Raw genomic sequence first — 20,043 nt, forward strand, 5'->3', positions numbered from 1 at the left:
GCCTTTTGGAACGCATGCAGATCGGCCGGTCGCTGACATCGATAACCGCCCTCCTGACGCTTACCGCGGCTGTCTCCCCCATGGCTGCCGCGCAGACGGGGCGGACTTGGGTCGATCCTCCGGCCCAGGTCGGACCGGCGCCGACCCCGGCGCCCGCCCCTCAGGCCCCGCAGCCCGAAAGCCCTCCGGCACAGGCCGCACCGCCCCCTCCCGCGCCGTCGGTTCCGCCCGCGCGGACGGCCCAGCCGCAGGAGCCGGTCGCCAAACCCGAGCCCCCGACGTCAGCGCAGACCGAACCGCCACCTGCGGCCAAGCCCTCGGCGCCGACCGTCGCTGCTCAGCCGCGCCAGGAGCCGGAGAGCGACAGGCGCTCCACCCGGGCCGCGGCCGCGCGGGACTTCGCCGTCGAGTACCTCGAATCCTGGTCCGCCTCGAACGACGTCGCCCTCGAGGCCACGGCCGCCTTCTATGCGCCGCGCATTCTCTTCCACGGGCGCGAGATGACCATGAAGCGGCTCTTCAACGAGAAGCGCCGTTTCGCCCAGCGCTGGCCGGAACGCGATTATCGTCCGCGCCAGGATGCCATCGGGGCCACGTGCAACCCGGCGGGCGAAGTCTGCACGGTGCATGCGGTGTTCGACTTCAAGGCCACGAGCCCCAAACGGCGACGCGTGTCGCAGGGTACCGGCGCCCTTCAGCTCATTGTAAACTTCATCGGCGACAGACCGGTCATTGTCGCGGAACACAGCACCCTGCTCGGCCAGGAGCGCAGGGGAAATCTCGCCCAGGAGGGTGTCTCGCATGATTGACGATTCCACCACGCCGGATTCCAAGGCCGATCCGCGGCACAACTGGGCCCGGATGCGAGAGCGCATGCGCGAGGTCATCCATGCGGAACTTGACCGGATCCATCCTACGGACGATGCGCGCCGCGCCCTCGAACTCATCATCGAATCCTCCGTGCGCCCATCCGAGGAGAACGGCGCGCTGAAGCTCACAATCATCGATCACGAGGGCAAGAAGCGGACGATCGAGAAGGACGGGCATACGGCGGAGTTTACGCTTCAAGACCTCCTTGACGAGCTGCGCGTCAAATATCCGGTGCTGTTCAGGCCGGCGAAGTCCGATGCGATTGCGTCTGCACAGGAGGCCGAGGCGTCTCGGCCCCGCGAGAAGCCGAAGCGCGATTGGCTGAACGTCGATTCCGGCGCGTCCCGCCCGATGCAGGACGCCGCCCCCATCTCTCGGGAACAGGATGCGACGCCGACGCTTCCGGAACGGGCGCGCAACACGTTCGAGACGTTGAAAGCCTCGGTCACGCCCGAGCCTGGCAACAGGGCCGACGATCAACCCGTTCCGATCGTCGAAGAGCATGAGCGGACTGTCTTCGGCGAAGCGCCGACGCGTTCATGGACCCGGCCGGCTGTCGCCCTCGCGGCCGTGTCGCTCCTCGCGCTTCTCGGCGTCGGCACCTTCCTGTTCCGGGGACATGAGGCGTCCGCACCGCATGCCAGCGCCGCGGCGCCTGCCGCATCCGGGCCGATCAAGGAACCGGAGCCGGTCTCGACGGGCTCGACGGCCCCAACCGGAACGCTGCGCGGCGTGCCGGACGTGATCGATACGGCAACCCTGTCGCTGAACGGTGAAGTGGTGCGTCTGTTCGGGGTGGAATGGGCGCCCGGCGCAGGCAAGCCGGAAGACCTGACCCAATATCTGAACGGGCGCGAAGTGGCCTGTGATCCGGTAGGCGGGAACGACGTGTACCGCTGCCAGGTCGGCAGCCAGGACCTGTCCCGCGTGGTGCTGTTCAACGGCGGCGGGCGCCCCACGGACGACGCGACGCCCGAGCTCAAAGCCGCGGCCGAAAAGGCCCGCGAGGCGAAGATCGGCGTCTGGAGCAAGCAGCAACCATGAGAAAGCCGCCCGGCATCGGCCAGGGCGGCTCATCCCTCATGGCACCGCATGTCAGATGCGGATTTCGGCCGGACCGGGAATCTCGACCTCGATCTCGAGGGTCGAGATGTCGGCATCCCGGTTCATCTTCACCTGAACGTTGTCCTGCTCCACCATGACGTGGCGGCGGACGACGGCCAGGATCTCCTCCCGCAGCTGCGCCACGAGGTCGGGCTTGCCCCCGACGATGCCGCGCTCGTGCGCCAGCAGGATCTGCAGGCGCTCCCTCGCGACGGGCGCGGAGGTGCGCCGGTTGAAGAAACTCAGAAGGCTCATGCAGCTCTCCGTCCGAACAGCTTGCCGAACAATCCCTTCTTGTCGGTGGGGACGGTCAGTTCGACGGCTTCGCCCTTGAGCCGGCGCACCGCATCGAAATAGGCGCGGCCCGGGGCGCTGGCAGGATTGTTCAGAGTCACCGGCGAGCCCACGTTCGAGGCGCGCAGCACCTCTTCGCTCTCGGGAATGATGCCGATCAGCGGGATCGAGAGGATCTCCAGCACGTCCTCGACCTTCAGCATCTCGCCACGCTCGGCGCGGGCCGGGTCGTAGCGGGTGAGCAGCAGGTGCTTCTCGATGCGCTCGCCCTTCTCGGCCCGTTCCGTCTTCGAATCGAGGAGGCCGATGATGCGGTCCGAATCGCGGACGGAAGAGACTTCCGGATTCGTCACGACGACGGCCACGTCCGCATGGCGCATGGCCATCGTGGCGCCGCGTTCGATGCCGGCCGGGCTGTCGCAGATGATCCAGTCGAACTTCTGGCGCAGCTCATCGAGCACGCGAGCCACGCCCTCTTCGGTCAGCGCATCCTTGTCGCGGGTCTGCGAGGCGGGCAGCAGGGAGAGGTTCTCGAGCCGCTTGTCGCGGATGAGAGCCTGGTTGAGCTTCGCGTCGCCCTGCACCACGTTGATGAGATCGAACACCACGCGGCGCTCCGCGCCCATCACGAGGTCCAGGTTGCGCAGGCCGACGTCGAAGTCGATGACGACGACCTTGTCGCCGCCATGCGCCAGTGCCGCGCCCAGAGCCGCCGAAGACGTTGTCTTGCCAACGCCACCCTTGCCGGAAGTTACGACCAAGACTTTGGCCATTGTCGCCCTCTTTCTCTCAATCCATTGTTTTCAGGATGATCGAGTCGCCATCCAGGTTCACTTGCACAGGCTGACCGAGGAACTTGCCCCCCAGATCGTCAGCGGTCTTGTAGAGCCCATCGATCGCAATCAATTCGGCTTCGAATTTGCGGCAGAAGATGCGCGCGCGGCCATTGCCCGTGCAGCCGGCGATGGCGCGGCCGCGCAGGGAGCCATAGACGTGGATCGAGCCGCCGGCAACGATCTCGGAACCTGACGCAACGGAGCCCAGGACCGTGACGTCGCCTTCCGGATGCAGGATCGACTGGCCCGAACGCACGGAACCTTCGATGAGCAGCGACTTCTCCGGCACGGGCGCATCGCCGAAGGGCGCGGCAGTCGCTGCGACGGCCGCATTGGCTGCGTCCGGCACGTCGATCTCGCCTGTCGGCTTCCCGCCGTTGATCTGCGGCGGCATGTCGGCGTCGACGTTCTCGGGAGCGGCGCCCTCCAGCCCGATGATGCGGATATTGCGCATCTTGAAGGCGGCCAGGAGGAACTTCAGCTCGGACTTGGAAGGCTTTAACGACGACACGTCGGCAATGATGGGTCGTCCGGTGAAAAACCCGGGCGAACGCTCGGACACGGCATCGAGATCTTCGAGCCAGTCCCGCAACGGCACTTCGGGCGCCAGGACCAGGGCCATGAAGGACCTGCCACGGAAGCGAAGAGATGGACGGGTGCGAACGGCAATGGTCACGGGGGTTCAGATTCCTTTAATACCCCATGATTTCGACCGCTTATGGTTAACGGACGGTTAAAGGAGACGGCGGGCGCTAACAATTTTCAGAGGGTCGAATCGGCGGAAACCTGGACATCCCGTGCGGGTAAACCCTGAGGTCCGAATAAGAAATTCAGCCGTTGCAAGGAATATAAAGATATAATCTATCTCTTATTGAGTATTTTCTATCCCTTCTTGAGTAGTAATCCGCCCTCAAAGCTCAATTGACCCTGTCTATGAGGGGCATACGATGATCTTTCTTTCGTTTTGTTTCATCGTTTCTTATAGCGAATTTCCACCGATAAGTACGACCACAAAGCGATCGGATCGACAACAGCCGAAAGGCTCATCCAGGGGAGGATGAAGGATGTCGGGTCGAGTGAACGTCTCTTCTCCGTTGAGCAGATTTTTCCGCTCTTTGTCTCTTCAGGTCGTCTTTGTCGCAGCCGCTCTCCTGTCGGGCTCGGTCGCCGTCTCGGCCCAGAATGCGCCGGCCTTCGACCCGTCCCGCGCCAATGCGGGCACGCTCGGGGTGATCTCCGGCGGCGCGGACGGCACCTATATCCGCATCGCGGCGGATCTCGCCAACGTGCTCGACGGGGAAGACCTGCGCGTCCTGCCGATGATCGGTCGCGGCTCGCTGCAGAACCTGCGCGACATCATGTTCCTGCGCGGCGTCGATATCGGCATCGTGCAGATGGATGCGCGCGAGCAGCTGAAGGCGGAGAACCTTCAGAACGACGCGGTGCGCCGCCTGCGCTTCATCACGCGCCTCTACAACGAGGAGGTCCATATCATTGCCGACCGGGAGATCACGGATATCCGGCAACTCGACGGCAAGAAGGTCAACATCGACAAGGCCGGCAGCGGCACCAACCTGACCTCGCGCCTGATCTTCGACAAGCTCGGAATCAAGCCCGACATGACCACCTTCGATCAGGCCTCGTCCTACGCGAAGCTGAAATCCGGTGAGATCCAGGCGGCCGTCTATGTGGCCGGACGTCCGGTTCGCGCCATCGCCGAATTCCAGACGGATGGGCGTTTCCATCTCCTGTCGATCCCCTTCGAGGGAGAGATCGCGGAAAGCTACTTCCCCGCCCGACTGGCGAACGCCGATTACCCGCAGCTCGTCGACAAGGACAATTCGGTCGAGACCCTGGCCGTCGGCAGCCTGCTCGCCGTGTTCAACTGGCCGGAGAATTCAGACCGCTACAAGCGCGTCAAGCGTTTCGTGGATGCGTTCTTCTCCCGTTTCGACGAGTTCCTGCAGCCAGGGCGGCATCCGAAATGGAAAGAGGTCAACCTCGCCGCCGACGTGCCCGGCTGGGAGCGCGTGAAGCCGGCCCAGGACTGGCTCGACCGTGCCGCGGCGGCCAGCAAGCCGTCGCCCGAGGGCAAGAGCTTCGAGAGCTTCATGAAGAGCAGAGGCATCGACGTCTCGGCCGAACAGCGCGAGGTGCTGTTCCGGGAGTTCCTCGCCTGGCAGAGCGACCGGCAAAAATCCACCCGGCGCGTCACGCGACAGGACTGACGATCCGAACAGGACCGACGCAAGGCTCCGGCGGAGCCTTGAGAGAGCACAAGGAGGTCCGACATGGTTGAGCGCACCCAGACCGGATTGAAACGTTTAACCGTGGAGTTGCTGACAACGGGCCTGATCGCCGCGACCCTCCTCGGGCCCGCAACCGCGCAGGTCGCCCCGGCCGGCGGCGATCCCACGAACGGGACCTCTGCGTCCCCGACGGGGGACGCGGGGGATCTTCGCACGATCCTGCCGCTTCTTCTCACCTCGCCGGATCGGAAGCGGCTTGCACTGGATCTGGAGGCGGCCATCCGGACAGGCGACATGAGGAAGGCCGAGAGCAACCTGAATGCGGCGATCGAGGTCGGGACCCTTGCCATCGTTCTCGTCGATCGCCTGAACGATCCGAACCTCGTCGGCGCCCTGCAGGGGCTCGGCCTCCGCGACGACATCCCGACGCCGGAGCCGCCCATCGCCGACAAGGCGGCAGCGGCCGGGTCCTGCGCGGTCACCCCCGCTGTCGAGGCCTCGAACCTCGCCGACATGCAGCAGGCCCTCGAGCAGGAACGCACCCAGAGCGACAGGATCTCGCAAGCTCTCGCGAGCCTCACGCAGGAGCGCGATGCTCTCGCGGAGCGCCTGGACAGGGAAACGAAGTCGCAAGCCACCGCAGCCTCCGAGATGCAGCAGGCCCTCCAGCGGGAGCAGGACCAAAGCCGGGCCACCATCGGCGAACTGGAGAAGCTCCAAGAGGAATACCGGGGTCTTCAGGCTGCCAGGGAGCGGGACCAGGCTTCCGAAGCCACGAGCGCGTCCGAACGGGATGCGCTCGTGAGCCGCGAGCGCCAGCGGGGCGACGAGGCCGAGCGCAGACTGGCCGACATCCAGACGGAGCTGCGCGATCTGCGCGCGTTCAAGGATCAAAGGACGGCATCCGACGCGACACGGGTCGCGGAACTGAAGAAGGCCCTGGCCGTAGCCGAATGGCGCGGCGACATGCTGACCCGGGAATTGGTGGATACCGAGGAGGAGCTGCGCACGCTTCAGGAGCCCCAACGCCCGAGCGCGACACCCGTGGTGTTCCGCCTCGCGGCCGCCGGGACGGAACTCCCTCTCGCGCCCGTCCAGGACGAGGCATCTCCGCCGGTCGTGTCGCAGATCGGCCCGGCGTCGGCGATTGCCAACAAGGCGCTGCCGGAGGCCACCGCCGCCCTGCCGAAGGACCTGGCTCCGGTCGTGATCGCGGCACTGCCGGAGGCGATCCAGCCCCTGCCGGCCGGCGCCGCGACCCTGCCTCCCACGAAGATCGAAATGCCGTCGGTGACGGAGCCCAAGGTCAGCGCTCCCGCGGCTGCTCCCAAGAGCGATGACCGCCTGACGAGCCGTGCGGAGGAACTCTTCCACAAGGGCGATGTGAGCGGAGCGAGGCTTCTGTTCGAGCGGGCCATGGACGGCGGCCAGGCCCGCGCCGCCTTCCTGCTGGCGGAAACCTACGACCCGAATGTGCTTTCCCGGCTGGGCGTGGTGGGAATCCGCGGCGATGCCGCCAAGGCCCGGGAATATTACGCGCGGGCCCGTGCCCTGGGCGTTGTGCAGGCGGGCGAGCGGCTGGAAGCGTTGAAGTAACGATCTAGCGAATCGTGCGGACCCGGAGGGCCGCGTCAGCGAAAAGTGGATCCGGTTTTCCGCTCAGAAGGATGCGCTCATCAAGGGCGGGAGCATCGTCGTACGCGAAAGCGATTCCTGCTTTGCGTTCGATGCTTCAGAACGGCACCCACTCGCCGCCCTCGGTCAGGGAATCCACGGCCCGTTCGAGCGCCGTGCCGGCGTCGAGCAGCTGCTGGGCCGTCTGCTGGATCTGCAGGGGCGGGCCGGGAAGCCCGGCCACATGCTCGGTCAGCTCCCTGACTCGCTCGATCAGCTCGATCAAGTCGGCGGCGAGCGCGGCCCTCTCCTCTGCCTCGGCGACAGGAGGGCGTCCTTGCTTCAGGCGCGGAGCGAGGGGGATCACGTTCGACATGCTTTGAAAATCTTCTTTTGTTCCGCCGAGGGCAATGGACGAACCGAGCGCGATCCACAGCAAACCGCAGCCTTAATGGCTGCCACGCTTCATGGCGACGGCTTTTTTGCACACAGGGTCACCGGACGATTTCCCGGAAGCGAGCCTTGACTCCATCATAATGGAGTGGTTTTCTAATTTAATGGAAAGCACATCCGCCATTCACGTCCATCTGGCGACCCGTCTGCGTGATCTGCGCGCCGAGAGCGGCATGACCCTGGACGGGTTGTCCGAGCGCACCGGTGTGAGCCGCTCCATGATTTCCCTGATCGAGCGCGGCGAGAGCAGCCCCACGGCGGCCGTGCTCGACAAACTAGCCGCGGGGCTCGGCGTGACCCTGGCGTCCCTCTTCGCCGAGCGGGACAGCCGGGAGGCCGCACCGCTCGCGCGCCGCGCCGACCAGCGTGTCTGGCGCGACCCGGACAGCGGCTACCTGCGCCGCAATCTGTCCGCCCCGGGCTTTCCCTCCCCCATTGAGCTCGTCGAGGTCATCATGCCGCCTGGCGCCCGCGTGGGCTACGACACGGGCCATCGCGCATCCGTGGTCCACCAGCAGATCTGGATCGTCGAGGGCGAGATCGAACTCACCCTGGGCGAGGAGACCTACCGCCTGGGCACGGGGGACTGCCTGTCCATGCGCCTCGACCGGCCGACCCTGTTCCGCAACCGAACCGACCGACCCGCCCGCTATCTGGTGGCTCTTGCCACCGATGCCCGTGGCGGCACTGGCTCTCAACGCTGAGGAAGCCCATGAGCGAACCGATCATCATCCGCCACCTCTCGCCCCAGGAATCCGCCGAGCAGGTCCCGGCCTTGTCGGCCGTCCTGATCGATTGCGTCGAGGGCGGCGCCTCGGTCAGCTTCATGGCGCCCCTGACACAGGAGAGGGCCGATGCCTTCTGGCAGGGCGTCGCCGAAGGTGTCGCCCGGGGCGAGCGCATCCTGCTCGTCGCCCAGGAGGAAACGAGCGGGCGCATCGTCGGGACCGTGCAGGTCGTGCTCAAGCAGCCGGAGAACCAGCCCCATCGGGCCGACATCGCCAAGATGCTCGTCCACGGCCGGGCCCGGAAACGCGGCATCGGCGCGGCCCTGATGAAGGCCGCCGAAGACGCCGCCCGCGCAGCCGGCAAGACCGTGCTCGTCCTCGACACGGTGACGGGCGGCGACGCGGAGCGTCTCTACGAGCGAGCCGGCTGGACCCGTTCCGGCGTCATTCCGAACTATGCCCTCTGGCCCAAGGGCGGCTTCTGCGACACGACCGTGTTCTACAAACAGCTCCCGGCGGGCTGATCGGAGAGGAACTGGAAGCCTAGACGTTGGCCTAATGGGATCGGGTCCTGCCGCCGTGCTATGGGCTGGGTTTCTTCAACTCTCCCGCGCGTTCTCTGCCAGATAACATCATGGATCTATCCACTGCGGCGCTGCTCGCCGCCTCGGGCCTCGCGGCCGGTCTCGTCAACGCGATTGCGGGCGGCGGCACCTTCTTCACCTTCTCGGCCCTCGTGGCCGCAGGCCTCCCGCCCGTTATCGCCAACGCCACGAGCGCGGTCGCGGTCACGCCTGCCAACCTGGCGAGCGCCTGGGCCTACCGCCGGGAACTCGCGGCGAATGTGAAGCGCTTCGCGGCGCTCGGCATCGTCAGCCTCATCGGCGGCGTGATCGGCGCCTACATCCTCACCGTCACCAACAACGATGCCTTCCGCAGGCTCGTGCCGTGGCTTCTGCTGTTCGCGACCCTGCTCTTCGCCGCGAGCCCGAAGATCGTGGCGCTCGCCCGCAAGATCGGAAAGCAGGAAGGGCATCACCCGTCCAACAAGGCGTGGGCGGCAGGACTCGCGTTCCAGACCTGCGTCGCGATCTATGGCGGCTTCTTCGGAGCGGGCATGGGCATCGTCATGCTGGCGGCGCTCGCGATCACCGAGGGTGACGACTTCCACCTGATCAATTCCGCCAAGCATCTGTGCTCCACGCTGATCCAGCTCGTCGCTGTAATGCTGTTCATCGCGGCAGGCCTCGTGAGCTGGCCCGAGACCCTGGTTGTCGGCGCGGCTTCCGTGATCGGCGGCTATCTCGGAGTCGTTTTCGGCCGACGCCTGCCCGCGAGCGTGATCCGCTGGCTCGTCATCGCGGTCGGCGCGGCACTGACACTGTATTTCTTTATCCGCTGAATTCGATAACCATATTCGAAATAGCGCGCGGTCGGGCAGCTTTTTGACAGCGGCTGCCCGATTCACGCCACAACCATGCTCCTTCCTGCGACACTCGATTCTCAACGCTCGCAAAAAAGGAAATGCTTGTGGCCGATTCCCAAAACTTCACAGGACAGGACGCAGCGCAATCGGTAAGCGCTCTCGGCCTGCGCTGGGCTGCGCTGCGCGGCATGCTGAACTCGCCGCTGATCACGGCCGAGGAGCAGCGCCCGCTGCGCGACGAGCTGCTGCGCGAGCTTTCCGCCATCGAGCAAGATTTCAGTGATCTGCCGTCGCGCAGCACGATGGAGATTTCCGCCAAACTCGACATCGCGAAATCGGCGCTGCGCGAGCGCATTCACGGCGGCGAGGCCTGGCTGGTCGATCTGATCGAGAGCATCCAGTCCGATCTGCACAGCGTCGCCCACAAGCCGGTAGCCGCAACGACAGCGACGACGGGCCGTTCTCCGGCCAATCTCAGCCGTCCGCAGCATCAGCGCTCCGACGACACCGGCAGCTCTTCCTCATCCCCGAGCTCTGCGACGTCCACGAGTTCGGAAACTACGACGTCCTCGGCGGCCTGATCATCGAAGAGCGCCGCGTTCGATGTTCAACGAACGCGGCGCTCGCATGTCGTGCTTCGGCGTTTCGGTCCCGCGCATCTTTCCACGCAAAACCGGTTCCCGCATTTGCGCCCGATGCGCTAGAGTTGTTTCCACGTGCGCGGAATCGTCTCTTCTGTTCCGATCCGCATTTTCTGACGGCGAACCGGATCCACTTCGCCAAAAAATGCTCTAGACGAGTCCCGGATCGATGGTGCTCTTCCTCTCGAGCCATGCGGGAACGGGCAGGTCCTTCGAGCGTAGGAAATCCGGATTGAAGAGCTTGGACTGATAGCGCGTGCCGTAATCGCACAGGATCGTCACGATGGTGTGCCCGGGGCCGAGATGCCGGGCGAGGCGGATCGCGCCTGCGACGTTGATGCCCGACGATCCGCCCAGGCACAGCCCCTCATGTTCGAGCAGTTCGAAGATGACCGGCAGCGCTTCCTCGTCCGGAATCTGGAACGCGACATCGATGGGAGCATCGACCAGATTGGCCGTGACGCGGCCCTGACCGATGCCTTCGGTGATCGACGAACCGGACGCCTTCAGCTCGCCCGTCGTGTAATAGCTGTAGAGCGCGGCGCCCATCGGATCGGCGAGTCCGATGGCGATCTTCGGGTTGCGCTCCTTCAGCGCCATGCCGACCCCCGCGAGCGTGCCGCCGGTGCCGACCGCGCAGATGAAGCCGTCGACCTTTCCGTCCGTCTGCTCCCAGATCTCCGGTCCCGTCGTCTCGATATGCGCCTGCCGGTTCGCCACGTTGTCGAACTGGTTGGCCCAGATCGCCCCGTTCGGCTCCGACGCCGCGAGACGCTCCGCCAGCCGGCCCGAGACCTTCACGTAGTTGTTGGGATTGGCGTAGGGCACGGCCGGGACCTCGATCAGCTCGGCGCCGGCGAGCCGCAGCATGTCCTTCTTCTCCTGGCTCTGCGTCTCCGGGATCACGATCACCGTCCGGAACCCGAGCGCGTTGGCGACGAGTGCCAGGCCGATACCGGTATTGCCTGCCGTGCCCTCGACGATCACGCCGCCCGGGCGCAAAGCGCCACGCTTCACCGCGTCCTGGATGATGAACAGGGCCGCCCGGTCCTTCACGGATTGGCCGGGATTCATGAACTCGGCCTTGCCAAGGATGGTGCATCCGGTGAGTTCGGAGGCCTTGCGGAGCTTGATCAGGGGCGTGTTGCCGATGGCGGCGGGGACGTCGGGCTGGATGGTCATGGCGCCTAACTACGGGTTTCGAGAAGAGGTCGGCGAATGCGAAGGATCAGGTGTAAGCCATTCAGGAGAAATCTCCACGGGCGATATTCACATTTTTGTATGTGATTAAAAATCAAAATACATTACTTGACGTTCTTTATATCGAACCACATTGTGTAGTGGCAAGAGCCTCAGGCTCCTGGAAATCAATCATCTCACGAAAGCTCAGGAGCGACCATGTCCAGCTCTGCCGTAGCTTCGCCTCTTTCCGTCGGAAACCGTGCAAGCTTGACCATCAATACCCCGGCTTCCCTGGCGGCCGCAGCCGGTATCATCGGCGGCGCGGCTCTTCTGGGCGCCATCATCAACCCGAAGCAGGCCGCGCTCTATGTCCTCGGCGCGGCGCTCGGCCTCGTGCTCTATCACGCGGCCTTCGGCTTCACCTCCGCCTGGCGGGTCTTCATCGCGGATCGCCGCGGCGAGGGCCTGAGGGCCCAGATGGTGATGCTGGCCATCGCCTCCATCCTGTTCTTCCCCGTCCTCGCCTCCGGGACGCTCTTCGGCCAGCCGGTCGCCGGCAACGTCTCGCCGGCCGGGATCGGGGTAGTGTTCGGCGCCTTCATCTTCGGCATCGGCATGCAGATGGGCGGCGGTTGCGCCTCGGGCACGCTCTACACGGTCGGCGGCGGCTCCACCCGCATGCTGATCACACTCGCGGCCTTCATCGCCGGATCCGCCATCGGGGCAGCGCACCTGCACTGGTGGACCGCGCTGCCGAGCCTGCCCAAGATCTCGATCATCGAGCTGTGGGGTCCCTGGACGGCGCTCGCCGTGCAGCTTGCCGTCTTCGCGCTCATCGCGGCGGTGACCGTGGTGCTCGAGAAGCGCCGCCATGGGCAGCTGATCCAACCCGCCCCCTCCCCGCGCCAAGGCCTTGCCCGGTTCACGCGCGGTCCCTGGCCGCTGGTGGCGGGCGCGGTCGCCCTGGCTCTCCTGAACTTCGTGACGCTCTATCTCGCCGGCCGCCCGTGGGGCGTGACCTCGGCCTTCGCCCTCTGGGGCTCGAAGATCGCGGCCGCCATCGGCTTCGACGTGGCGAGCTGGCCCTATTGGTCGAGCCCCGCCAACCGGGCCGCGCTCGAGAGCAGCATCTTCAACGACGTCACGACGGTGATGGATTTCGGTATCATCCTCGGGGCGCTTTTGGCAGCGTCGCTCGCCGACCGCTTCGCTCCGACCTGGAAGGTCCCGCTGCGTTCCGCCATCGCGGCCATCGTCGGCGGCCTGCTCCTGGGCTACGGCGCCCGGCTCGCCTATGGCTGCAACATCGGGGCCTACTTCTCGGGCATCGCGTCCGGCAGCTTCCACGGCTGGGTCTGGCTCGTCGCGGCCTTTGCCGGCAATGTCATCGGCACGCGCCTGCGCCCTCTCTTCGGCCTCGAAGTGGAGCGCGTGAAGCTCACCGGCTGCTGAACGGACAAGGGGCTGAGATCACTCTCAGCCCCTTTCGGCCTCTTCGTCAGGCTGCTTGATCGCCCGGATCAGGTCGCCCAATGCCCTGAAGTCGCCCTTGCGAGTCGAGCTTCGCCGCCACGCCAGTCCGACTTTGCGCATGGGCGCGTCATCGGGAAACTCGATGAGGGCGACCCTTTGCCGGTCGACCTCGGTCTGGGCGCAGAGTTCGGGAAGCAGCGTGATGCCGTGGCCGGCCGCCACCATCTGCATGATGGTGGTGAGCGACGCGGCGCCCAACGCCTTGCGGGCCTGCATATTGGCGAAGTGGCAGAACTGCAGGGCCTGATCCCTCAGGCAATGCCCCTCCTCCAGGAGAAGCAGCCGCTCCCGCTCCATGCGGGTGCGCAGATCCCCGCCCGACCAGCCCTTGGCGGCCTCACTCTGCACGGCGATGAGAAAGCGGTCGTCGAACAGGGCCATGGTCTCGACCTGCGGCTGCGGGATCGGCAGCGCGAGGAGAGCGGCATCGAGATCGCCCCGGACCAGTTCCTCGACCAGCACGCCCGTCTGCGTCTCGCGGATCTGGAGATCGAGGGTCGGGTAGCGCCGTCCCACCTCGGTGAGGATCGCCGGCAGGAGATAGGGGGCGATCGACGGGATGATCCCGAGGCGGAGCGGACCTGTCAGGACCCCCTGATGCTGATGGGCGTAATCCGACAGCTCCCGCACCTGATTCAGGATCGCCTCGGCCCTCTGGGCGATCTCCTGCCCGGCCGGCGTGATCGCCACCGAGTTCCCCCGCCGCTCCACGAGTTCGATGCCGAGCTCCCGCTCCAGCTCCTTGATCTGCATGGACAAGGCCGGCTGAGTGACGGCGCATTGGTCGGCCGCCATGCCGAAATGCCGGGTGCGCGCAAGCGTTTCGAAATATCGGAGCTGTCGAAGGGTGACCATGATGCCGATAAGAATATCTGATCACACCCTGTAATCAATACAATTGGACCTTATCGAACCTCCCCGGCATGGTGCCCGGCACTCAATGGGGACGACCATGACAAAAACAACCACCATGACCACGACGGCGGGGGCGCCGATTGCCGACAACCAGAACAGCCTGTCGGCCGGATCCCGCGGCCCGCTTCTGCTCCAGGATTACCAGCTCATCGAGAAGCTGGCGCACCAGAACCGGGAGCGCATTCCGGAGCGCGTGGTTCATGCCAAGGGTTCGGCCGCCTACGGCACCCTGACCATCACCAACGACATCACGCCATATTCCAAGGCGAAGGTCTTCTCCGAGATCGGCAAGAAGACGGAGGTGTTCCTGCGCTTCTCCACCGTGGCCGGCGAGCGCGGCGCGGCCGATGCCGAGCGCGACGTGCGCGGCTTCGCCCTGAAGGTCTACACGGAAGAGGGCAACTGGGACATCGTCGGCAACAACACGCCGGTGTTCTTCGTGCGGGATCCGGTGAAGTTCCCCGACTTCATCCGCACGCAGAAGCGTCATCCCGCGACGAACCTGCGCTCCACCACGGCCATGTGGGATTTCTGGTCGCTCAGCCCCGAGAGCCTGCATCAGGTGACGATCCTGTTCTCGGATCGCGGCCTGCCGCAGGGCTACCGTTTCATGCACGGCTTCGGCTCGCACACCTACTCGTTCATCAACGAGGCCGGCGAGCGCTTCTGGGTGAAGTTCCACTTCAAGTCCATGCAGGGCATCAAGACCTGGACGAACCGCGAGGCCGAGGCCGTCGTGGCCAAGGACCGCGAGAGCGCGCAGCGTGACCTCTACGAGGCCATCGAAGGCGGCGAGTTCCCGCGCTGGAAGTTCTGCGTCCAGATCATGCCCGAAACGGATGCGGAGAAGACCTCCTACAATCCGTTCGACGTCACCAAGGTGTGGCCGCATGCCGAGTATCCGCTGATCGAGGTCGGCATCCTCGAGCTCAACCGCAATGCCCAGCACTATTTCGCCGAGGTCGAGCAATCCTCGTTCTCGCCGTCGAACATCGTGCCCGGCATCGGCTTCTCGCCGGACAAGATGCTGCAGGGCCGCATCTTCGCCTATGCGGATGCACACCGTTACCGCGTCGGCACCCACTACGAAGCGCTGCCGGTGAATCGTCCGCGCAGCGCCGTGAACCACTACCATGCGGACGGCCCGATGCTGTTCGACATCCCGAACCGCGGCGATGCCTATTACGAGCCGAACTCCTTCAACGGCCCGGTGCAGACGCAGCGCGCCGCGGAGCCGCCGCTCAAGATCTCGGGCGATGCCGACCGCTACGACCACCGCGCCGGCAACGACGATTACAAGCAGCCGGGCGACCTGTTCCGCCTCATGACGCCGGACGAGCAGGACCGGCTCATGGACAACATCGCGGAAGCCATGCAGGGCGTACCGGAGGCGATCGTCAAGCGCCAGATCGTCCACTTCTACCTCGCCGACAAGGCCTACGGCCTCGGCGTGGCGGATCGCATGGGCCTCAAGGGCGCCGTGATGATCCAGGCCGCCGAGTAAGCGGCACGATCCGTAGGGGCAAAACGGAGCGGCCCGGGAGCGATCCCGGGCCGTTTTTTGTTTCTGCAGTTTGCAGGACTGTCATTCCGGGGCGCCGGAGGCGAACCCGGAATGACAGGAAGGTTTTTAAAGCAACCCCTCACCCTGCAGGAACGGGTTGGTCTGCCGCTCCTGGCCGATGGTGCTCATCGGACCGTGACCGCAGATGAAGGCGATGTCGTCGCCAAGCGGCAGGAGCTTGTCCTTGATCGAGGCGATCAGCGCCTTGCCGTCGCCGCCGGGAAGGTCCACGCGGCCGACGGAGCCCTGGAACAGCACGTCGCCCACGAGGGCGAAGCGCTGCGCCGGCGAGACGAGAACGACACTGCCCGGCGAGTGGCCGGGGCAATGCAGCACATCGAGGGTGAGATCCCCGACCGTGACTGTATCGCCTTCCTTCAGCCAGCGGTCCGGCGTGACGGCGCGGGCGGGAAAGCCATAGACCTGCCCCTGCTCGGCCAGCCGCTCCAGCAGGAAACGATCGGCCTCGTGCGGTCCTTCGACCGGAACGCCCAAGTCCTCGCGCAGCTCGGCCGCTCCGCCCGCGTGATCGATATGGCCATGGGTGAGGATAATCTTCTCCACGCTGACGCCCGACTGCGCGATCGCCTCGCGGATGCGGTCGAGATCGCCACCGGGATCGACCACGGCCGCTTTCTTCGTCTTCTCGCACCACAGCAACGTGCAGTTCTGCTGGAAGGGCGTCACGGGAATGATGGTGGCGCTGACGTCTGGCACAGAGAATTCCTTCATCGTGTCGCATCCACACATAGGTGCTGCGGAGGGCGCTGGAAAGGCTCGCGTCTATTGACCTTGAGGAGCCCGGCTTCACATAGTCCCCGCATCGAATCACGAGCTAAGGACACGAGCATGGAAACCAGGGCCGCCGTGGCATGGGAGGCTGGCAAGCCGCTCACCATCGAAACCATCCGCATCGAAGGTCCCAAGGCTGGCGAGGTGCTCGTGGAAGTGATGGCGACGGGCGTGTGCCACACCGACGCCTATACGCTCTCGGGCCTCGATTCCGAGGGCAAGTTCCCGGCGATCCTGGGCCACGAGGGCGCGGGCATCGTGCGCGAGGTCGGCCCCGGCGTCACGACGCTCAAGCCCGGCGATCACGTGATCCCGCTCTACACGCCCGAGTGCCGCAACTGCAAATCCTGCCTGTCGCGCCGCACCAATCTCTGCACCGCCATCCGGTCCACGCAGGGCCAGGGCGTGATGCCCGACGGAACGTCCCGCTTCCGCTGCGACGGCGAGACCGTGTTCCACTACATGGGCTGCTCGACCTTTGCGAACTTCACCGTGCTGCCGGAGATCGCGCTCGCCAAGGTGCGCGAGGACGCGCCCTTCGACAAGATCTGCTACATCGGCTGTGGCGTCACCACGGGCATCGGCGCGGTAATCTACACGGCGAAGGTTTGGCCCGGCGCGAACGTGGTGGTGTTCGGCCTCGGCGGCATCGGCCTCAACGTGATCCAGGGGGCACGCATGGTCGGCGCCGACAAGATCATCGGCGTCGACATCAATCCCTCCAAGCGCGCCATGGCCGAGAAGTTCGGCATGACCGATTTCATCAACCCGAAGGAGATCGGCAACGACAAGGTCGTGCAGGCCATCGTCGACCTCACGGGCGGCGGCGCGGATTTCTCGTTCGACGCCACCGGCAACACGGACGTGATGCGCCAGGCGCTCGAATGCTGCCATCGCGGCTGGGGCGAGAGCATCATCATCGGCGTGGCGGAAGCCGGCAAGGAAATCTCGACGCGTCCATTCCAGCTCGTCACCGGCCGCGTCTGGAAGGGCACGGCCTTCGGCGGCGCGCGTGGTCGCACAGACGTGCCGAAGATCGTCGACTGGTACATGGAGGGCAAGATCAACATCGACGATCTGATCACCCACAAGATGCCGCTCGACGAGATCAACACCGCCTTCGATCTCATGCACGAAGGCAAGTCGATCCGCTCCGTGATCGTGTACTGATCGGGAGAGATGGGTTGAGTTTCGAGATCATCTCGCAGGCGCGTTGCTTCAACGGCACGCAGTTCGTCTACCGTCATGCTTCCCGGGAAACCGGCACGCCCATGCGCCTGGCGGTCTACGTTCCGCCTCAGGCCGGGGATGCCAAGGTGCCGGTGGTGTGGTTCCTCTCCGGGCTCACCTGCACGGAAGAGAACTTCACCGTGAAGGCGGGCGCGCAGCGGGTGGCCTCGGAACTCGGCTTGATCCTCGTCGCCCCGGATACCAGCCCGCGCGGCGAGAATGTGCCGGACGATCCGGAAGGCGCTTACGATTTCGGTCTGGGCGCCGGCTTCTACGTGGATGCCACCGAGGCCCCATGGGCGCGGAACTACCGCATGCGCTCCTATCTGGAGCGCGAGCTGCCGGCGCTCGTGGCCGAGAGCCTTCCCGCCGACATGAGCCGGCAAGGCATCATGGGGCATTCGATGGGAGGCCACGGGGCGCTCACCATCGCGCTTCGCGATCCTGAGCGCTTCAAAGCGGTCTCGGCCTTCGCGCCCATCGTCTCACCCATGAACTGCCCCTGGGGCGAGAAGGCGCTGTCGCATTATATCGGGCCAGACCGCGCGTCGTGGCGCGACTACGATGCCTGCGCGCTGATCGAAGACGGTGCCCGGCTCCCCGGGATCCTGGTCGATCAGGGCACGGCCGACGGCTTCCTGGACAGCCAGCTGAAACCGCAGCTCCTGGAAGCCGCCTGCGCCAAGGCGGGCCAGCCTCTCACGCTGCGTCGCCAAGACGGCTACGACCATTCCTATTTCTTCATCGCGACCTTCATCGAGGACCACCTGCGCTGGCATGCCGAACGGCTTGGAGCCGAGTAGGAGCTTGATCGGCGATGATTGAACCCTGACGTCATCACCGGCCTCGTGCCGGTGATCCCGATTGGAAAGACGCAGCGATTCACAGCATCGGAATAGCCGGGACAAGCCCGGCCATGACGTGGAGGATGTCATCGGCCAAGTGCTAAATATGCCCCATCGGCAAGAAGCACTTCACTCCTTCCCGAACAGCTCCGGGTGCCGGAGCTGCAAGGCCTGGACCAGGGTCAGGGTCTTCATGTCGGCGATGGCGCCCTGGTCCCGCATCCGCATCAACGCGTCGAGGCTGATTTCCAACACCTCGATGTCCTCGTGCTCTTCCGGCAGCCCGCCGCCCTCGCCGACCCGGTCGGCGGACGTGTAGGGGGCAAGGAACAGGTGCAGGCGCTCCGTCGTCAGGCCGGGCGCCGACCAGGCCTTGGCCACGAATTCCAGCCGGTCGATGCGAAGGCCCGCCTCCTCCATGGCCTCGCGCCGGGCGCAGCCCTCGGGATCGTCCCCGTCGAGCAGGCCTGCCACGGCCTCCAGGAAATCCGGGTGGCCCTCCACATGCATCACGGGCGCGCGAAACTGCCGGACCAGGATAACCATGCGCCGCTCGGAATCGTAGGGGAGCACGGCAGCGGCATCGGCGCTGTTCAGCACCTCCCGCGCCATGGTCCGGTCATCCGGCATCCGGACCGTGAGCTTGAGAAGCTTGCGCCATCCCTCATAGAGGGTCTCGATCTGTTGGATCCGATAGCCTGCCACGTCCAGTTCTCTCCTCTAAAGCCTATGGCAACACGCGAGGGGCTCAACTTATCCCACAAGCCCAGCTGAAGCAGAGTGCCGGCTTCGTGCGTTAAGGCTGTCGCTAGTATAAGGAGAGTTGCGTGCTCGATGACCTGGTTGCCGCCATCCGGAAGCGGCAAGCCATTCTGTTCGCCGGGGCCGGCGTCTCCATGACGGTCGGCCTGCCCTCTTGGAACACCCTGATCGAACATGTCGCCGACGAACTGGAGATCGACCTGTCGGAATTCCGGGGCACCGAGCTCAACCATTTGACGCTGGCGGAATATTACCGTCTCAAGCAGGGCAGCATCGGCCCGCTGCGCAGCTGGATGGACCGGAACTGGAGCATCCCGGAGGAAGCGCTGAAATCCTCGCGCGTGCACGAATTGATCTGCAAGCTCGAGTTCCCGATCGTCTACACCACGAATTTCGACCGGAACCTCGAGACCTCGTTCGAGCTGCATGGCAGGGAATACGTGAAGATCGTCAATGCCAAGGACATCGCGCGCATTCAGCCGGGCGTGCCGCAGATCGTGAAGTACCACGGCGATTTCGACGACGACAGTTCCATCGTGATCGCCGAGACCGATTATCTCGACCGCCTGTCCTTCGAATCGCCCATCGACATCAAGTTCCGCTCGGATGCGCTGGGCAAGACCATCCTGTTCATCGGCTACAGCATGCGGGACCTCAACATCCGTTTCCTGTTGCACCGACTCTGGAAGACCTGGGTGGATTCCGGCTACGAACGGGACCGGCCGCAATCCTATATCTTCATGCTGCGCTCCAATCCCGTCGAGCAGGCGGTCCTGGAGCAATGGGGCCTGCAGGTCCTGACGGAGAAGGATTGCCCGTCCGAGCAGGCGCTGGAAACCTTTCTCGCCAAGCTGAGCAAGGCCGTGGAAGGGGCCGACGACAGAGAAACGCGGACCTGATCATGCATGTGTGATGGCATCGCATCTCGACCCGCCAAGCTTTTGTGCTAAAACTCATCCATTCAAGAAGATTCGCGGGGTTCCTGCACAGGTGCGATTGCTCCTG

The 20,043-nt window shown here is 65.1% G+C and carries 21 protein-coding genes; 13 read left to right on the forward strand and 8 right to left on the reverse strand.

What is annotated here, in order from left to right; translation table 11 throughout:
• Window positions 1–5 precede the first annotated feature (5 nt).
• A complete protein-coding gene (locus U0023_RS07085; protein ID WP_154661109.1) occupies window positions 6–809 on the forward strand; it encodes a hypothetical protein in 804 nt (267 codons plus the stop codon).
• The gene (locus U0023_RS07090; protein WP_009763026.1) at window positions 802–1,914 is read left to right on the forward strand and encodes a micrococcal nuclease-like nuclease; all 1,113 of its coding nucleotides are present in this window, start codon (window positions 802–804) and stop codon (window positions 1,912–1,914) included. Before U0023_RS07085 ends, U0023_RS07090 begins: the two co-directional genes overlap by 8 nt.
• 51 nt (window positions 1,915–1,965) lie before the next feature.
• Here U0023_RS07090 and minE read toward each other — a convergent pair whose 3' ends face one another.
• Genes minE through minC form a run of 3 tightly spaced genes read right to left on the reverse strand, consistent with a single transcriptional unit; the run spans window position 1,966 to window position 3,726 of the window.
• Window positions 1,966–2,229, reverse strand: coding sequence for a cell division topological specificity factor MinE (gene minE / locus U0023_RS07095; RefSeq protein WP_009763025.1), 264 nt, complete (start codon window positions 2,227–2,229; stop codon window positions 1,966–1,968).
• Complete coding sequence (gene minD, locus U0023_RS07100; RefSeq protein WP_009763024.1) at window positions 2,226–3,041, reverse strand: septum site-determining protein MinD; 816 nt, start codon at window positions 3,039–3,041, stop codon at window positions 2,226–2,228. Before minD ends, minE begins: the two co-directional genes overlap by 4 nt.
• Window positions 3,042–3,057: 16 nt before the next feature.
• Complete coding sequence (gene minC, locus U0023_RS07105) at window positions 3,058–3,726, reverse strand: septum site-determining protein MinC (protein WP_009763023.1); 669 nt, start codon at window positions 3,724–3,726, stop codon at window positions 3,058–3,060.
• Between the two features lie 493 nt (window positions 3,727–4,219).
• Between minC and U0023_RS07110 the strand changes: the two genes are divergently transcribed.
• Window positions 4,220–5,332 carry a TAXI family TRAP transporter solute-binding subunit gene (locus tag U0023_RS07110; protein WP_052600579.1) on the forward strand — a complete coding sequence of 371 codons (1,113 nt, stop codon included), beginning with the start codon at window positions 4,220–4,222 and terminating at the stop codon, window positions 5,330–5,332.
• A 63-nt stretch (window positions 5,333–5,395) separates the two neighbouring features.
• Window positions 5,396–6,949 (forward strand): hypothetical protein, encoded by a 1,554-nt coding sequence (locus tag U0023_RS07115; RefSeq protein ID WP_009763021.1) that lies wholly within the window; start codon window positions 5,396–5,398, stop codon window positions 6,947–6,949.
• Window positions 6,950–7,085: 136 nt separating this feature from the next.
• Here U0023_RS07115 and U0023_RS07120 read toward each other — a convergent pair whose 3' ends face one another.
• Window positions 7,086–7,343 carry a hypothetical protein gene (locus tag U0023_RS07120; protein ID WP_009763020.1) on the reverse strand — a complete coding sequence of 86 codons (258 nt, stop codon included), beginning with the start codon at window positions 7,341–7,343 and terminating at the stop codon, window positions 7,086–7,088.
• Window positions 7,344–7,524: 181 nt separating this feature from the next.
• On the opposite strand from U0023_RS07120, the gene U0023_RS07125 reads away from it, so the two are divergent.
• The 4 genes from U0023_RS07125 to U0023_RS07140 all read left to right on the forward strand — a co-directional run bounded on the left by U0023_RS07125 (window position 7,525) and on the right by U0023_RS07140 (window position 10,155).
• Window positions 7,525–8,124 (forward strand): helix-turn-helix domain-containing protein, encoded by a 600-nt coding sequence (locus U0023_RS07125; RefSeq protein ID WP_040638650.1) that lies wholly within the window; start codon window positions 7,525–7,527, stop codon window positions 8,122–8,124.
• Between the two features lie 8 nt (window positions 8,125–8,132).
• Window positions 8,133–8,672, forward strand: coding sequence for a GNAT family N-acetyltransferase (locus U0023_RS07130; RefSeq protein ID WP_009763018.1), 540 nt, complete (start codon window positions 8,133–8,135; stop codon window positions 8,670–8,672).
• A 110-nt stretch (window positions 8,673–8,782) separates the two neighbouring features.
• Window positions 8,783–9,550, forward strand: coding sequence for a sulfite exporter TauE/SafE family protein (locus U0023_RS07135; RefSeq protein WP_009763017.1), 768 nt, complete (start codon window positions 8,783–8,785; stop codon window positions 9,548–9,550).
• Between the two features lie 128 nt (window positions 9,551–9,678).
• Window positions 9,679–10,155 (forward strand): hypothetical protein, encoded by a 477-nt coding sequence (locus U0023_RS07140; RefSeq protein WP_009763016.1) that lies wholly within the window; start codon window positions 9,679–9,681, stop codon window positions 10,153–10,155.
• Between the two features lie 210 nt (window positions 10,156–10,365).
• Here the strand turns inward: U0023_RS07140 and U0023_RS07145 are convergent, their stop codons facing one another.
• A complete protein-coding gene (locus U0023_RS07145; protein ID WP_009763015.1) occupies window positions 10,366–11,397 on the reverse strand; it encodes a cysteine synthase A in 1,032 nt (343 codons plus the stop codon).
• Between the two features lie 216 nt (window positions 11,398–11,613).
• On the opposite strand from U0023_RS07145, the gene U0023_RS07150 reads away from it, so the two are divergent.
• A complete protein-coding gene (locus U0023_RS07150) occupies window positions 11,614–12,849 on the forward strand; it encodes a YeeE/YedE family protein (RefSeq protein ID WP_009763014.1) in 1,236 nt (411 codons plus the stop codon).
• Between the two features lie 24 nt (window positions 12,850–12,873).
• On the opposite strand, the gene U0023_RS07155 is transcribed toward U0023_RS07150, so the two are convergent.
• Complete coding sequence (locus U0023_RS07155) at window positions 12,874–13,785, reverse strand: LysR substrate-binding domain-containing protein (RefSeq protein ID WP_009763013.1); 912 nt, start codon at window positions 13,783–13,785, stop codon at window positions 12,874–12,876.
• Window positions 13,786–13,882: 97 nt separating this feature from the next.
• Between U0023_RS07155 and U0023_RS07160 the strand changes: the two genes are divergently transcribed.
• A complete protein-coding gene (locus U0023_RS07160) occupies window positions 13,883–15,349 on the forward strand; it encodes a catalase (protein WP_009763012.1) in 1,467 nt (488 codons plus the stop codon).
• Between the two features lie 126 nt (window positions 15,350–15,475).
• Here the strand turns inward: U0023_RS07160 and U0023_RS07165 are convergent, their stop codons facing one another.
• Complete coding sequence (locus U0023_RS07165) at window positions 15,476–16,141, reverse strand: MBL fold metallo-hydrolase (RefSeq protein WP_009763011.1); 666 nt, start codon at window positions 16,139–16,141, stop codon at window positions 15,476–15,478.
• A 117-nt stretch (window positions 16,142–16,258) separates the two neighbouring features.
• Between U0023_RS07165 and U0023_RS07170 the strand changes: the two genes are divergently transcribed.
• On the forward strand, window positions 16,259–17,371 hold the full coding sequence (locus U0023_RS07170; protein ID WP_009763010.1) for an S-(hydroxymethyl)glutathione dehydrogenase/class III alcohol dehydrogenase: 1,113 nt from the start codon (window positions 16,259–16,261) through the stop codon (window positions 17,369–17,371).
• A gap of 14 nt (window positions 17,372–17,385) precedes the next feature.
• The gene (gene fghA / locus U0023_RS07175; RefSeq protein WP_009763009.1) at window positions 17,386–18,234 is read left to right on the forward strand and encodes an S-formylglutathione hydrolase; all 849 of its coding nucleotides are present in this window, start codon (window positions 17,386–17,388) and stop codon (window positions 18,232–18,234) included.
• A gap of 171 nt (window positions 18,235–18,405) precedes the next feature.
• Here the strand turns inward: fghA and U0023_RS07180 are convergent, their stop codons facing one another.
• Entirely contained in the window at window positions 18,406–18,981 is a 576-nt protein-coding gene (locus U0023_RS07180; protein ID WP_009763008.1) for an NUDIX domain-containing protein, read from the reverse strand.
• A gap of 122 nt (window positions 18,982–19,103) precedes the next feature.
• On the opposite strand from U0023_RS07180, the gene U0023_RS07185 reads away from it, so the two are divergent.
• A complete protein-coding gene (locus tag U0023_RS07185; protein WP_009763007.1) occupies window positions 19,104–19,937 on the forward strand; it encodes an SIR2 family NAD-dependent protein deacylase in 834 nt (277 codons plus the stop codon).
• Window positions 19,938–20,043: the final 106 nt, after the last annotated feature.

The sequence above is a fragment of the Microvirga lotononidis genome (assembly GCF_034627025.1).
Taxonomy (GTDB): domain Bacteria; phylum Pseudomonadota; class Alphaproteobacteria; order Rhizobiales; family Beijerinckiaceae; genus Microvirga; species Microvirga lotononidis.